The following is a 13,240-nucleotide window of genomic DNA, read 5'->3' on the forward strand; positions in this document are numbered from 1 at the left end:
CACTCGGCGGCCCACGGCGACTCGTAAGGAGTTGACCATCAATCAACAGGAACCATAAACAATGCTTAAGGGGATTTGGGGAGCCTTGGTTGCGGCGGGGCTGGCATTGGCGAGTCCTGCGGCGTTTGCTGCCGGACCGGACGGCGCACAACTCATCGCCTGGTGGGGCTTGCCATTCGCAGGGCTGTTGCTCTCGATCGCGCTCGGGCCGTTGCTCGCGCCGGCGTTCTGGCATCACCACTTCGGCAAGATCGCGGCATTCTGGGGCGCAGCGTTTCTGGTGCCCTTCGCGCTCGTGTTCGGCGTGGGGGCGGCCTGGTATGGCGCGGTGCATGCCGTTGTCGCGGAATATATTCCTTTCGTCGTGTTGCTCACGGCGTTGTTCACGACGGCCGGCGGCATTTGCGTTCACGGCAATCTGCGAGGTGGACCGTGGCTCAATACGGGCCTGCTGCTGCTGGGCACGGTGCTGGCGAGCATCATGGGAACGACGGGCGCGGCCATGCTGCTGATTCGTCCGCTCATTCGCGCGAACGACAACCGCAAGCACAATGTGCACATCGTGGTGTTCTTCATCTTCCTAGTCGCGAATGCCGGCGGCTCGCTCACGCCGTTGGGCGATCCGCCGCTCTTCCTCGGTTTCCTGCAAGGAGTGGACTTCTTCTGGACGACGGCCCACATCTGGCCTGAGACGCTGTTCATCTGTGGCGTGCTGCTGGTGCTGTTCTTCCTGATCGACAGCTATTACTTCCGCCAGAAGGGCGAGCGTCAGATCGAAGAACTGGATCCGACGCCGCACGCTGCGCCGTTGCGACTCGAAGGAAAGCGCAATTTCGTACTGCTCGCAGCGGCCGTGGGCCTTGTGCTGATGAGCGGCGTCTGGAAGCCGGGCGTCACGTTCGACGTTTTCGGAACGCCAGTCGAACTGCAAAACATCGCGCGCGACGTCGGACTGATCGTGGTGACATTGATGTCGCTGGCGATTACGCCGCGCACGGCACGCGAGGGCAACGACTTCAACTGGGAGCCGATGAAGGAAGTGGCCAAGTTGTTCGCCGGCATCTTCCTGACGATCATTCCGGTAGTGGCCATCCTGCGCTCGGGCGAAGCTGGCGCACTCGGCTGGGTGATCCGTCTGGTGACCGGGCCGGGCGGCGTGCCGGACGACGTCATGTATTTCTGGGCGACGGGGCTGCTCTCGTCATTCCTCGACAATGCGCCGACGTATCTGGTGTTCTTCAACACGGCAGGCGGCGATGCGGCAACGCTGATGACCGCGGGGGCAACCACGCTGGCAGCGATTTCGGCAGGGGCGGTATTCATGGGCGCGAACACCTATATCGGTAATGCGCCGAACTTCATGGTGAAGGCCATCGCAGAGCAGCGCGGCGTTCGCATGCCGAGCTTCTTTGGCTATATGCTGTGGTCGGGCGCGATTCTGCTGCCGCTGTTCGTTGTGACGACCCTGATATTCTTCTGAGCCGCGATATTGCCAAGCGGCCAACCTTTGCGAGACCACTGGTGAAACCGAAGATCCTGGTAGCCCGAGCCATTTTCCCGGACGTGATCGAGCGTCTGGCGCAGTATTTCGATGTGGAGCGCAACGACGCCGACACGGTGTATTCGAGTGACGAATTGCGCGCCCGTCTGGCCGACAAGGCCGGGGCGATCACAACGGCGAGTGAGCGCATCGATGCGTCGGTGCTTGCCGGTGCACCGCATCTGCGGGTGGTGGCGAACATGGCCGTGGGCTACAACAACTTCGATATCGAAGCGATGACCGCCGCAGGCGTCATGGCAACGAACACCCCCGACGTCCTCAACGAGACAACGGCCGACTTTGGCTGGGCCTTGTTGATGGCGACGGCGCGTCGCGTGACCGAGTCGGAGCGCTGGTTGCGGGAGGGGCATTGGGATAAATGGGCCTACGATATGTTCCTCGGGGCCGACGTGCATGGCAGCACGCTGGGCATCATCGGCATGGGGCGAATCGGACAGGCGATTGCACGCCGGGCGATGGGTTTCAACATGCGTGTCGTGTATCACAACCGTTCGCGTCTCGACGATGCGACGGAAGGGGCCTGCAAGGCGAGCTATGTGGACAAGGACACGCTGTTGCGCACGGCGGATCACATCATTCTGGTATTGCCGTACTCGACGGCAACCCATCACACGATCGGCGCCGCGGAGCTGGCCGTCATGAAGCCGACGGCCACGCTGGTCAATCTGGCGCGTGGCGGCATTGTCGACGACGCCGCCCTTGCTGCTGCCCTGACGAAGGGGCAGATCGCAGCGGCGGGTCTCGACGTCTTCGAGGGAGAGCCGAAAGTGCATCCCGATTTGCTGAAGGTGTCGAATATCGTGCTGACGCCGCATATCGCCAGTGCCTCGGCGGCAACGCGTCGTGGCATGGCGAGTCTGGCGGCCGACAATCTGATCGCCGCACTGGGGTTCGGGGCGGCCGCCGGCAAGCCGCCGTGCCTGCTGAATTCTGCGGCACGCAAGGCGTAATCGCGAGCCATGGCGAGTCTCGGCCAGTCATGACTCGCGCGGCCATGCCAGCCTTGATGACGATGATGGCCGCTGCTGTACAAGGTTAGTTCAGGAAGCAAGACAGGAAGGCGTCTACGGGAGTCGCAACGCGATGGTGGAGATGGTGTTGATAGCGCTCGCAGCGCTGAATCTGTTGGTGATGATCGCGATTGCGGTGAAGGTTTGGCAACGCAACGGCGATACGTCACTGCGCGAGACACTCACCGGCTCGCTCACGCATGTGCGAGACGACCTGCTGCAGGCTGCCGATCGCAGCGAGCGCGGACTGCGTCAGGAGTTCGCCGAGATCGCGCGTGCCGGACGTGGCGAACAGAGCGCACAAATGGCCCAGTTCCAGCAGACGTTGGCAGCGCAAATGACCAGTGTGGCCACGGTGCAGAACAACCAGATCGACGGTTTCGCGCAACAACTGGCCAAGCTCACCGAGTCGAATGCCGCACAGCTCGAGGCGGTGCGGCAGAGTCTGGTGCTCAACGGGCAACAGATGCGCGAAGAGCAGACGTCGGCGTTGCGTCGCTTCGGCGAGGCCCAGCACCAACAACTCACGCAACTCGCCGAAGGCAACGAACGGCGGCTGGTGGAAGTGCGTGCCACGCTCGAACAAAAGCTCAAGGACATCGAGGTCAACAACGCGGCCAAGCTCGAAGAGATGCGTCGTACCGTTGACGAGAAGTTGCATGCCACGCTCGAGCAGCGGCTTGGCGAATCGTTCAAGCTGGTCTCGGACCGTCTGGAGCAGGTACATCGTGGTCTGGGCGAGATGCAGACACTCGCCGCCGGGGTGGGCGATCTGAAGCGCGTGCTGACCAACGTGAAGACACGAGGCATCTGGGGGGAAGTCCAGTTGCAGGCGTTGCTCGAACAATTGCTCACGCCCGACCAGTTTGCCAAGAACGTTGCGACGAAACCGGGGAGCGCCGAGCGAGTGGAATTCGCAATTGCGCTGCCGGGACAGGGCGGAGACAGCAACACGCCGGTCTGGCTGCCCATCGATGCGAAATTCCCGCGCGAAGACTACGAGCGTTTGCTCGACGCGCAGGAGCGCGCCGATCCGGTGGCCGTGGAAGAGGCGTCGAAAGCGCTGGAGACGCGTATCCGTCTGGAAGCGAAGACGATTGCCGACAAGTATCTCGCGCCACCGCACACGACCGACTTTGCCCTGTTGTTCCTGCCGACGGAAGGGCTTTATGCCGAAGTGCTGCGGCGTCCGGGACTCTCGGACATGTTGCAACGCGAATATCGCGTGACGGTGGCTGGTCCGACAACGTTGACCGCACTGCTCAACAGTTTGCAGATGGGCTTCCGCACGCTTGCCATCGAACGCCGTTCCAGCGAAGTCTGGCAGGTGCTCGGTGCCGTCAAGACGGAGTTCTCCAAGTTCGGCGACGTGCTCGCGAAGACCAAGGCGCAACTGGAGACCGTGACGCGCTCCATCGACAAGGCCGAGGTGCGCACGCGCGCCATGGCGCGCCAGCTCAAAGCGGTAGAAGCCCTGCCCGGTGAGCAGGCCGTCGAATTGCTGGGCGTGGAGTTGGACACCGACGACGAGGCCTGATCGCTCAGGCGCTCACGCGCTCACGCTATCGAGGGCAGAGGCGTTGTCAGTCGCCCTTGGCGAACCGGCCGAGCGCCTCGCCCGCCATGCGCACCACGCGCCAATCGGGCAATACCGTCGCGCCCTGCGACGTGTAAAAGTCAATCGCCGGCTGATTCCAGTCGAGCACTGTCCATTCGAAGCGCCCGCATTGTCGTTCTACGGCGATCCGGGCGAGCCGGCGTAGCAGCGCTTGCCCGACCCCTTTGCCTCGCATCGACGGCTGGACGTAGACGTCTTCGAGATACAAGCCGCGCCGTCCGAGGAAGGTCGAGAAGTTGTGGAAGTAAAGGGCATAGCCGACGGGCTTGCCATCCCACTCGGCGATCAGACACTCGGCCGCCGGGGCATTCCCGAACAGCGCCTCGTGCACGCTCTGCGGCGTTGCCTCGAAGATATCCAGCAGCTTTTCGAAAACCGCCAGTTCCTGCATCAGGCTGTGAATGGTGCCGACGTCCTCGGCGGTGGCTGGACGAATATGCAAAGACATGGGGCTAGGGTGTGAGAGGCGGCGCTGCCGTCGGCAGGGTGCACCGAACGCTAGCCACCGCGGGTCAGAGGGTCAATATTCGTCTTCGGGCGCGTCGCTCAGGGCGACTTCGATGCCGCCAAATCGCTCGGCCACCCAGTTGTACGCGTGGCACGCGACCCAGAGCAGCACAAAGCCGACGATGGCATTGAGCACCAGCGCGGAAATGAACGCGAGCCCCGGCAGGTCGCCATAGCGGAGGAATGCCGCCAGGAAGGCGAGCAGCACCAGCGGAATACTAAAGGTGAGATAGACCAGCACCAGCGCTTTGGCCGTCTGGCCGGGACTGATGTACGTGATCTGCTTTTTCGTTGTCATTGACGTGTGCTTTCGGTTTGTTGCCATCATCGTCGAAGCGCCGATGACGGCGATATCGTGCTGTTGCGTGGTTTCGTTGCTTCGTTTTTTGGGGACATCGGGAGCGGTGTTCGCGCTAAACCAGTCCGTCGAACACAATGACGTCGACCAGTTCGCCGGCCGCCACGTCACCGCGCGCGGTGCCAAGCGTGACGAAGCAGTTGGCTTCGCTCATCGTGCGCAGAATGCCGGCGCTTTGGGCATCGGCGACCGTGACTTGCCAACGGCCCTGAGCATCGGCGGCAAGCACGCCGCGCAGGAATTCGGTGCGGCCGGGACGCTTGGCAATGGCCGTCGTCGTCGGCACGGGCAAGCTCGGTGTGGCTTGCGGCTCGGCGCCCATCAGCGCGAACAGCCCATCGCGTACCAGATGGTAGAACGACGCCATGACGGCGGCCGGATTGCCCGGCAGTCCGAACAGCAACGCGCGTTTACCGTCGCTCTCGAGTTCGCCGAACGCGAACGGGCGGCCCGGGCGCATCGCCATTTTCCAGAACACCACATTGCCCAGACGCGTCATCATCTCGCGCGTGAAATCGGCCTCGCCAACAGAGACGCCGCCTGACGTGATGACAGCGTCTGCCTCGCGGCAGGCAGTGCGCAACGTGTCTTCGATTGCCTGTGGGTCGTCGCGCACCACGCCCAGATCCAGCACCTCGACACCCAGCCGTTGCAGCATGCCGAAGAGCGTATAGCGGTTGCTGTCGTACAGATTGCCGGGGGCGAGCGGCTCGCCGACCGAACGGAGTTCGTCGCCGGTCGAGAAGAATGCCACGCGAATGCGGCGGCGCACAGGCACTTCGGCAATGCCCAGCGACGCGAGCAGACCGAGGGCTGCGGGGCGCAGGCGCTTGCCGGCATGCAGCGCGGCGTGTCCCGTCGCCAGATCTTCGCCCACATGGCGCACGTGGCGGCCTGCGGTGACGGCGTTGGCCGCAAAGGAAATGACTTCCGTGTTGCCCTCGCGCCGTACCTGTTCCTGTGGAATGACGGTATCGCATCCGGCAGGCAGCAATGCGCCGGTCATGATGCGCACGCACTCGCCCGGCGCCGCGACACCATCAAACGGATGGCCGGCAAACGAGTGGCCTGCCACGCGCAAACGGATCTCGCCGTCGGTCGCAAGCGCGCTGCCGGCGAAGGCATAGCCGTCCATCGCAGCGTTTTCGAAAGCGGGCACGTCGAGCGGAGAGATCACATCGCGGCCGAGTACGCGGCCCAGCGCACTGCGCACGGCCACCTGCTCGATGGCGGATACCGGACAGGCGGTGCGCACAATGACCGCACGCGCCAATTCGACTGTCATGTCGTTGGGGTCGTAGTCCGGCAAGCCGGCCAGGGCTTCGTCTAGTGTTGTCATGGGTATGGCGTCGTCATCCGGCACATATCCGGTACATATCCGGCATGAATCCCGTTAAAGCGGTGGCGACGGATCTGGCCGCGTCGATGCCCGGACTTTCAGGGGGCGCGCGGCGTATCGGGATGGAGGTCGTCCAGCGTGTTGACATTGTAAAACGGACGCTCGTCGCCGAAGTGAACTTGTACGGCCTTGTGGCGTGCCAGCCACGTTCGCACGCGGTGCTCGCCGCACGCCAGCGTCGCGGTCAGATCGTCTGCCAGCGAGCGATGCAAAAGGGCGAAGACCGGATGCGGGCCACCGGTGGTGGCGGCATAGGCGGCCAATGACGGCGGGGCGCCCGTATCGGCGAGCGAAGCGCCGATCGCCGCGGTGAGTCGTTCGCCGAGGTCCTCTGGAAGGTATGGGGCGTCGCACGGTGCGGTGAGGACATAATCCGTACATGCCGCGCGCAATCCGGCGAGCATGCCGGCGAGCGGTCCCGCAAAGTCCTGCGTCTCATCGCTCACGACCGCCGCGCCGAACGCCGCATAGGCATCGCGGTTCCGATTGGCGCTGATGAGTAGCGTACCGACCTGTGGACGTAATCGGTCGGCGACATGTGCAGCCAATGGCCGGCCGGCGAACATCTGCAAGCCCTTGTCGCGTCCGCCCATGCGTTGCCCACGCCCGCCTGCAAGGATCAGACCGGTGATCGCGTGGCGGGGAATCGGAGCGGCAGTCATGGGCGTGAATTCCTGCGCGGTGGGAACGTGTGGATGTTGCTAGGAGCGATTCAAACCGATGACGCGGCCATTGGCATCGAACCAGACCGCACCGTCGCCGAGCATGACGCCCTGATCGCGGGCGAACATCAACCGGGGGACGGCGGCGCCGATGGTGCGAACGTAGCCGTCGGTGAAGATCTCGTTGTAGCGCGCGAGCAACGACTTCGGGTTCCGAAGGATCAGCGTTTTGCCACGCAGCGACACATGCAACGGATAACGGATGGATTGTGCGACGACGTCGCGGCGATCGTCGAGCACACCTTTTCGGAACTGCGTGGCGGCACGGTTGACGGTTTCATCGTCGTTCACGCCGGCCACCCCGTAGAGATGATCGATCTTGCCGTTCTGGATGCTCGTCAGCGCCAGTTCGAACGGTACCGAACGGCCATTGCGCAGATCCTTCCATTGACCGGAAATGACCTCGCAGGTGGACGACGCGCCGCGCTGGCGATTGACGTCCTCGTTGGAGGAAAACTCGCCTTCGAAGGTGGCGCGAGGCATGCCGCCGGCGTCAAACTCAGTCAGGTGCAAGCGAGACTTGGCTTCCAGCTTTCCTGTGAGATACGTATCGCTTTGCGATGACGCGTTGGCATAGCGACCTTCGAGCTTGCCGCCGGATGTGGGGCGCAACACCAGCCGCAGCGGATTGCGCTCGCCAAGCTGGCCGCTATAGGTCATCAAATGGTTCGCAATGTCGCGAGCCGACGGATCGCAATCCGCATGCGCCATCGACGGCGCAAGGGCGCTCAGCAACAGCGTCAGGGCGCTCAGGCCTACGGCGATCGGACGCCGCAGCTGGAAACGCACGCCGAGCCGCGAGGTACGTTGGGGAGCCGGCAGAGAGTCTCGGACGCGGTGAGCGTCCGGGGCAACAGGGATCATGAGTCGAGATGGAATTCGATAGTTCGAAAGCGTGCGGACGAACGAACGGGCACAACGCCCGGGACGTTCAACCGCCGATGTAGGACATCTCCACTTTCGGGGGGGCGTCTTCCGGCAGGCCAGTGGCTGCCGTTCGCAATGCTGAGTAACGGTCGGTGCGACCTTGCCAGATGTCCCCGATGACGGTCGAGATCTGGGCATCGCTCGCGCCGTTGCGCAGCAACGTGCGCAGGTCGTACCCGGCGCTGGCGAACAGACACAGGTACAACTTGCCTTCCGTAGACAGGCGTGCCCGGGAACAAGTGCCGCAAAAAGCGCGCGTCACCGATGAAATGACGCCGACCTCGCCACCGCCGTCGCGATATTGCCAACGCTGCGCGGTCTCGCCGGGATAGTTCGGCTCGAGCGGTTCGACCGGCAGCGCCTCGTTCAGACGGGCGATGACGCTGGCCGACGGCAACACGTCGTCCATGCGCCAGCCGTTCGACGTGCCCACGTCCATGTACTCGATGAAACGCAATACCACGCCGCTGCCATGGAAATGCCGTGCCATCGGCACGATCTCGCTGTCGTTGGTGCCGCGTTTGACGACCATGTTGACCTTCACCGGGCCGAGGCCGACGTGCTGCGCTTGCGCAATACCTTCGAGCACATTGGCGACAGGGAAGTCGACATCGTTCATTTGCCGGAAGATCGTGTCGTCGAGACTGTCCAGGCTGACCGTCACGCGTGTGAGCCCGGCGTCCTTGAGCGATTGCGCCCGGCGCGCGAGCAGCGATCCGTTGGTCGTGAGTGTGATGTCCAACGGTTTGCCCGACGGGGTGCGCAAACGGGCCAGCATCTCGATCAGACGTTCGATGTGCTTGCGCAGCAGCGGCTCGCCGCCGGTCAGGCGTAACTTCTCGACGCCATGTTCGACGAACAGGCGCGCAGCACGCTCGATTTCTTCGAAGGACAGCAGGGACGATTGCGGAAGGAAGGTGTAGTCCTTGTCGAACACATCCTTCGGCATGCAATAGACGCAACGGAAGTTGCAACGATCCGTCACCGAAATACGCAGGTCGTGCAGCGGCCGCGCCAGCGCATCTTCGAGCTGGCCGGTGGCTGCGCGCACTTGTGCGGGAATCTGCGGGGCGTGCGTTGCATAACGCGCGTCGCTACGCAGATCGGTGAGTCGGATGATCGTTTCAGTCATGGTGGGGCCTTAGCTTGCGTCTCCATTCTAACGAATTGGGCCGTTTGCCGCCGATGCCGACCCTTTAGGCATCGGATATCGGTACCAAGGCATTCGTTGGGGACGTCAAGCCCTTACTACGCCACAAGATACGGGCGGGGCCGTGCGGGCACAAGTCGGGACAACGCGGAGTTGCAGAGGAAAAGGCGATCCCCATGAAGTCAAAAAGGAGGCCGAAGCCTCCTTTTCTGGCATCACTTGACGTTGGGCGGTGCCTTGCCGTGAGGCAAGAACCGCCCGAACGTTACGCGCAGCCTACCTTATGCAACGTGATCCGACGAGGTGCGCGTTTCCACTTGCTCCATCGGGCCGCTGTTGATCGGCGTGGACGGACGGCGTTCGCGGCGCACTTGCGGTGCCGGTGCGGTTTGCGCCGCCGCTTCCTTGGCGGCACGATGCTTGTCGGCATCCGTGTGGACCCAGACCAGACCCACGCTTGCCAGCGTCGATTCCAGGGCGCCGCGTTCCAGCGTCGGGGCGACCGCCACCGGGGCCGGCTTGTGCGTCACGACTTCCGTGACAGCCGCTGCGGCTTCCGGCACGACCGGCACCGCTTGCACCGGCGCGGCGGGCGCCAGCGTTTGCACGGGCTTCACCGTTTCGACCATCTCGATCGGCGTGGCCGGAGCAACCGGAGCGACCGGAGCAACCGGAGCGACCGGTGCTGCGACTTCGGCAGGCGCCGTCGGCGCGGGGCTGACGTCTGCCGGGGCGCTGGCTGCGGCTGCGGTGGCGGCAATCTCGGTCAGCGCTGCGGCCGGCACCGAGGGCTGTGCCGGGCTCGGCGTTGCCACCGGCAGCGGTGCGCTGACCGGCGGGACCACCGGTGCAGCCGCGACTTCTGCTACGGGCAGCGGTGCCACGTTGACCGGGGCGACCGGCTCGGCGATCACGGGGGCGGGGACTTCCGGCGTTGCCACCGGGGCGGCTTCGCTCACGGTCACGACCGGTGCGGCGGGAGCCGGGGCTTCCGCTTGCACGGCGGGAACCTGGACCGGGGCCGACGTCGGCTCGGCTTGCGCGGCAGGTGCCGGGGCCGGCGTGGCCACGACATTTGCTGCGACGGCCGGCGCGGCAGCACGGACCAGTGCGTCGGTTGCCGCGTTTTCGCTGGCTTCGTCCGTCAGCACCGGAGCGCGCACGCCTTCGATGTCATCCGACGCTGCGCCTTCGGCCTGTTCGCCATCGGCACCCTGTTGCTGCTCATTGGCTTCACGCTCGCGACGGCCACCACGACGACCGCGACGGCGGCTGCGGCGGCGTTCTTCACCGCCTTGCTCGCCTTCTTCGCCTGCGGATACCGTTGCCCCGTCCTCGACTTGCGCCGTCAGACGATCCTGCTCGAGTTCCTCGTGTTCCGCGGTAAGCGATGCGGCCGCTTGTGCCACGCGTTGCGGTGCGGCTTGCTGGCCATCGGTGCCATCCGGCTGACGACGTTCGCGGCGCTCGTTACGATCACGACGGTTACCGCGTTCGCGACCTTCGCGCGGCTCGCGACCCTCTTCGGTGCGCACGTCTTGTGCCGGCTGACGCTGCGCGTCGTCGCGTTCGCGCTTGTCGCGGCCTTCCTGACGCTCATTGCGCTCATTACGCTCGCCACGTTCATTGCGCTCGTTGCGCTCAGCGCGTTCGCCACGTTCTGCACGTTCCGGACGCGCACCACGACCCTCGCGGCCTTCACGTGCGGGTTGTGCGGCGTTGTCCTTGCCTGACTTGTTCTCGTCGCGGGCATTACCGCGGCGATTGCGGTTTTGCTGATGCGGACGGTCATGACGTTCGCGCGGCGGGCGTGCAGTCGGCTTGGCCGGCTCTTCGACCTTGACCGGTGCTGGCGCAGCGGGTTCGAGACCCAGCAGACGCTTCACGAAGCCGATAAAGCCACCGCTGCGTGCGGGGGCTGCGGCGGCCGGTGCTGCGACAGCGACAGGTTCCGGGCGCGGTTGTGCGGCCGGGGCCGGCTGCTCGGGCGTAATGCCCTTGACGGCGGCTTCCTGGCGCGGACGCGCATCTTCCTTCTTCTTGCTGTAGCCGGCCGGATCTTCTTCCAGCGAGCGGGCCGCTTCTTCGGCGAGGGCGTAGCTGGCCTTCGGTGCATCCAGACGCGGATCGTCGAAGCGCAGGCGCTCGAGCTTGTAATGCGGCGTTTCGAGATGCTTGTTCGGGATCAGCAGCACGCCAACCTTGAAGCGCGCTTCGATCTTGTTGATTTCCTGACGCTTTTCGTTGAGCAGGAAAGCAGAGACTTCGACCGGCACCTGGCAGTGGATCGCTGCCGTGTGCTCCTTCATGGCCTCTTCCTGGATGATGCGCAGGACTTGCAGCGACGACGATTCGGCGTCACGGATGTGGCCGGTGCCGTTGCAACGCGGGCAGGTCACGTGCGTGCCTTCCGACAGCGACGGACGCAGGCGCTGACGCGACAACTCCATCAGGCCGAAACGCGAGATCTTGCCCATCTGGACGCGGGCGCGGTCGTGTTTGAGCGCGTCCTTCACACGTTGTTCGACTTCACGCTGGCTCTTGGCCGACTCCATGTCGATGAAGTCGATCACGATCAGACCGCCGAGGTCGCGCAGACGCAACTGGCGTGCGACTTCGTCGGCAGCTTCCAGGTTGGTGCGAAGGGCGGTTTCCTCGATGTCGGCGCCCTTGGTGGCGCGCGCCGAGTTGACGTCGATCGAGACCAGCGCTTCGGTGTGATCGATCACGATCGCGCCGCCCGACGGCAGCGGCACCTGACGCGAATACGCCGTTTCGATCTGATGTTCGATCTGGAAGCGCGAGAACAGCGGCACATCGTCGCGATACTGCTTCACGCGGTTCAGGTGGTCGGGCATGACCACTTGCATGAAGTTGCGCGCCTGTTCGGAGATTTCTTCCGTGTCGATGAGGATTTCACCGATGTCGGGCTGGAAGTAATCGCGGATGGCACGGATGACGAGGCTCGACTCGAGATAAATCAGCGCCGAGTCGCGCGGCAGTTCGATGTTCGAGGCGGCACCTTCGACGGCGCGCCAGAGTTGCAGCAGATAGTTCAAGTCCCACTGCAGTTCTTCCGCCGAGCGGCCGATGCCAGCGGTGCGGGCAATGATGCTCATGCCTTCCGGCAGTTCGAGCTGCGCCATCGTTTCGCGCAGTTCCTGACGGTCTTCGCCCTCGATGCGGCGCGATACGCCACCGCCGCGCGGGTTGTTCGGCATCAGCACGAGATAACGGCCGGCCAGCGAGATGAACGTGGTGAGGGCAGCGCCCTTGTTGCCGCGTTCTTCCTTTTCGACCTGAACGATGAGTTCCTGGCCTTCGGAGAGGGCGTCCTGAATGCGCGCATTGCGCACATCGGCACCTTCGCGGAAGTACGCGCGGGCGACTTCCTTGAACGGCAGGAAGCCGTGGCGACCTTCGCCGTAGTTGACGAAGCAAGCTTCGAGGGAGGGTTCGATACGGGTGATGACACCCTTGTAGATATTGCCTTTACGCTGTTCGCGGCCGGCCGTCTCGATATCGATGTCGATGAGTTTCTGCCCATCGACAATTGCCACGCGCAGTTCTTCCTGCTGCGTGGCGTTGAACAACATGCGTTTCATGAAAACGACTCCCACCCGCCGCAGTTGCCAATGCGCAGTGCGTCGGGCACGTATCACTCGAGTTATCCAACACGCGAGGTTCGAGCCGGAGGTGGAAGAATTGCCGGGGGGTCCGGGCGATGAGGCCCACGGACGCAAAGGCGCCTGCAAATACGTTATCGCGCTCACCCGGAACCGCCGAGACACCGGAAAACTCCGGCCCAGCGCAGATCACTTCGGGCTTGCAGTCCATACCAATAGAAACTGGACGAGAAACTTCATCAGCGTTTTCTCGGGGCGCCTGCCGACACTTATTCTTCTTGTGACGGCGCCTCACTATGACTATGTGCGCGAACAATATTCACAAAGCGATCAGCTCGAGCAATGGAACCCGGGCTGATCAC

At 63.8% G+C, this 13,240-nt stretch carries 10 protein-coding genes; 3 read left to right on the forward strand and 7 right to left on the reverse strand.

Annotated elements, in window-relative coordinates:
* The first annotated feature begins 61 nt into the window (after positions 1 to 61).
* The 3 genes from PI93_RS07725 to rmuC all read left to right on the forward strand — a co-directional run bounded on the left by PI93_RS07725 (position 62) and on the right by rmuC (position 4,108).
* Positions 62 to 1,480 carry a sodium:proton antiporter gene (locus tag PI93_RS07725; protein ID WP_039375579.1) on the forward strand — a complete coding sequence of 473 codons (1,419 nt, stop codon included), beginning with the start codon at positions 62 to 64 and terminating at the stop codon, positions 1,478 to 1,480.
* A 38-nt stretch (positions 1,481 to 1,518) separates the two neighbouring features.
* Complete coding sequence (locus PI93_RS07730) at positions 1,519 to 2,511, forward strand: 2-hydroxyacid dehydrogenase (RefSeq protein WP_039375627.1); 993 nt, start codon at positions 1,519 to 1,521, stop codon at positions 2,509 to 2,511.
* A 133-nt stretch (positions 2,512 to 2,644) separates the two neighbouring features.
* Complete coding sequence (gene rmuC, locus PI93_RS07735) at positions 2,645 to 4,108, forward strand: DNA recombination protein RmuC (protein WP_456238605.1); 1,464 nt, start codon at positions 2,645 to 2,647, stop codon at positions 4,106 to 4,108.
* A gap of 46 nt (positions 4,109 to 4,154) precedes the next feature.
* Here the strand turns inward: rmuC and PI93_RS07740 are convergent, their stop codons facing one another.
* The 7 genes from PI93_RS07740 to PI93_RS07770 all read right to left on the reverse strand — a co-directional run bounded on the left by PI93_RS07740 (position 4,155) and on the right by PI93_RS07770 (position 12,857).
* Positions 4,155 to 4,637 carry a GNAT family N-acetyltransferase gene (locus PI93_RS07740; protein ID WP_039375580.1) on the reverse strand — a complete coding sequence of 161 codons (483 nt, stop codon included), beginning with the start codon at positions 4,635 to 4,637 and terminating at the stop codon, positions 4,155 to 4,157.
* 72 nt (positions 4,638 to 4,709) lie between these two features.
* Positions 4,710 to 4,994, reverse strand: coding sequence for a hypothetical protein (locus PI93_RS07745; protein ID WP_039375582.1), 285 nt, complete (start codon positions 4,992 to 4,994; stop codon positions 4,710 to 4,712).
* Between the two features lie 115 nt (positions 4,995 to 5,109).
* Positions 5,110 to 6,393 carry a molybdopterin molybdotransferase MoeA gene (moeA, locus tag PI93_RS07750; RefSeq protein WP_039375585.1) on the reverse strand — a complete coding sequence of 428 codons (1,284 nt, stop codon included), beginning with the start codon at positions 6,391 to 6,393 and terminating at the stop codon, positions 5,110 to 5,112.
* A gap of 98 nt (positions 6,394 to 6,491) precedes the next feature.
* Positions 6,492 to 7,115, reverse strand: coding sequence for a molybdenum cofactor guanylyltransferase MobA (mobA, locus tag PI93_RS07755; RefSeq protein ID WP_039375587.1), 624 nt, complete (start codon positions 7,113 to 7,115; stop codon positions 6,492 to 6,494).
* A 39-nt stretch (positions 7,116 to 7,154) separates the two neighbouring features.
* Positions 7,155 to 7,964 (reverse strand): hypothetical protein, encoded by an 810-nt coding sequence (locus PI93_RS07760; RefSeq protein ID WP_039375588.1) that lies wholly within the window; start codon positions 7,962 to 7,964, stop codon positions 7,155 to 7,157.
* A 142-nt stretch (positions 7,965 to 8,106) separates the two neighbouring features.
* Positions 8,107 to 9,234: a GTP 3',8-cyclase MoaA gene (gene moaA / locus PI93_RS07765; RefSeq protein ID WP_039375590.1), complete on the reverse strand. Its 1,128-nt coding sequence runs from the start codon at positions 9,232 to 9,234 to the stop codon at positions 8,107 to 8,109.
* Between the two features lie 299 nt (positions 9,235 to 9,533).
* The gene (locus tag PI93_RS07770) at positions 9,534 to 12,857 is read right to left on the reverse strand and encodes an Rne/Rng family ribonuclease (RefSeq protein WP_039375592.1); all 3,324 of its coding nucleotides are present in this window, start codon (positions 12,855 to 12,857) and stop codon (positions 9,534 to 9,536) included.
* Positions 12,858 to 13,240: the final 383 nt, after the last annotated feature.

This window comes from Pandoraea fibrosis (assembly GCF_000807775.2).
Taxonomy (GTDB): domain Bacteria; phylum Pseudomonadota; class Gammaproteobacteria; order Burkholderiales; family Burkholderiaceae; genus Pandoraea; species Pandoraea fibrosis.

What these genes read in the sequence shown, in the direction of transcription:
- rmuC (WP_456238605.1), top strand. Translation starts at nt 2,645, where the DNA reads ATGGTGGAGATGGTGTTGATAGCGCTCGCAGCGCTGAATCTGTTGGTG.
- PI93_RS07740 (WP_039375580.1), bottom strand. Translation starts at nt 4,637, where the DNA reads ATGTCTTTGCATATTCGTCCAGCCACCGCCGAGGACGTCGGCACCATT.
- PI93_RS07770 (WP_039375592.1), bottom strand. Translation starts at nt 12,857, where the DNA reads ATGAAACGCATGTTGTTCAACGCCACGCAGCAGGAAGAACTGCGCGTG.
- PI93_RS07725 (WP_039375579.1), top strand. Translation starts at nt 62, where the DNA reads ATGCTTAAGGGGATTTGGGGAGCCTTGGTTGCGGCGGGGCTGGCATTG.
- PI93_RS07745 (WP_039375582.1), bottom strand. Translation starts at nt 4,994, where the DNA reads ATGACAACGAAAAAGCAGATCACGTACATCAGTCCCGGCCAGACGGCC.
- moaA (WP_039375590.1), bottom strand. Translation starts at nt 9,234, where the DNA reads ATGACTGAAACGATCATCCGACTCACCGATCTGCGTAGCGACGCGCGT.
- mobA (WP_039375587.1), bottom strand. Translation starts at nt 7,115, where the DNA reads ATGACTGCCGCTCCGATTCCCCGCCACGCGATCACCGGTCTGATCCTT.
- moeA (WP_039375585.1), bottom strand. Translation starts at nt 6,393, where the DNA reads ATGACAACACTAGACGAAGCCCTGGCCGGCTTGCCGGACTACGACCCC.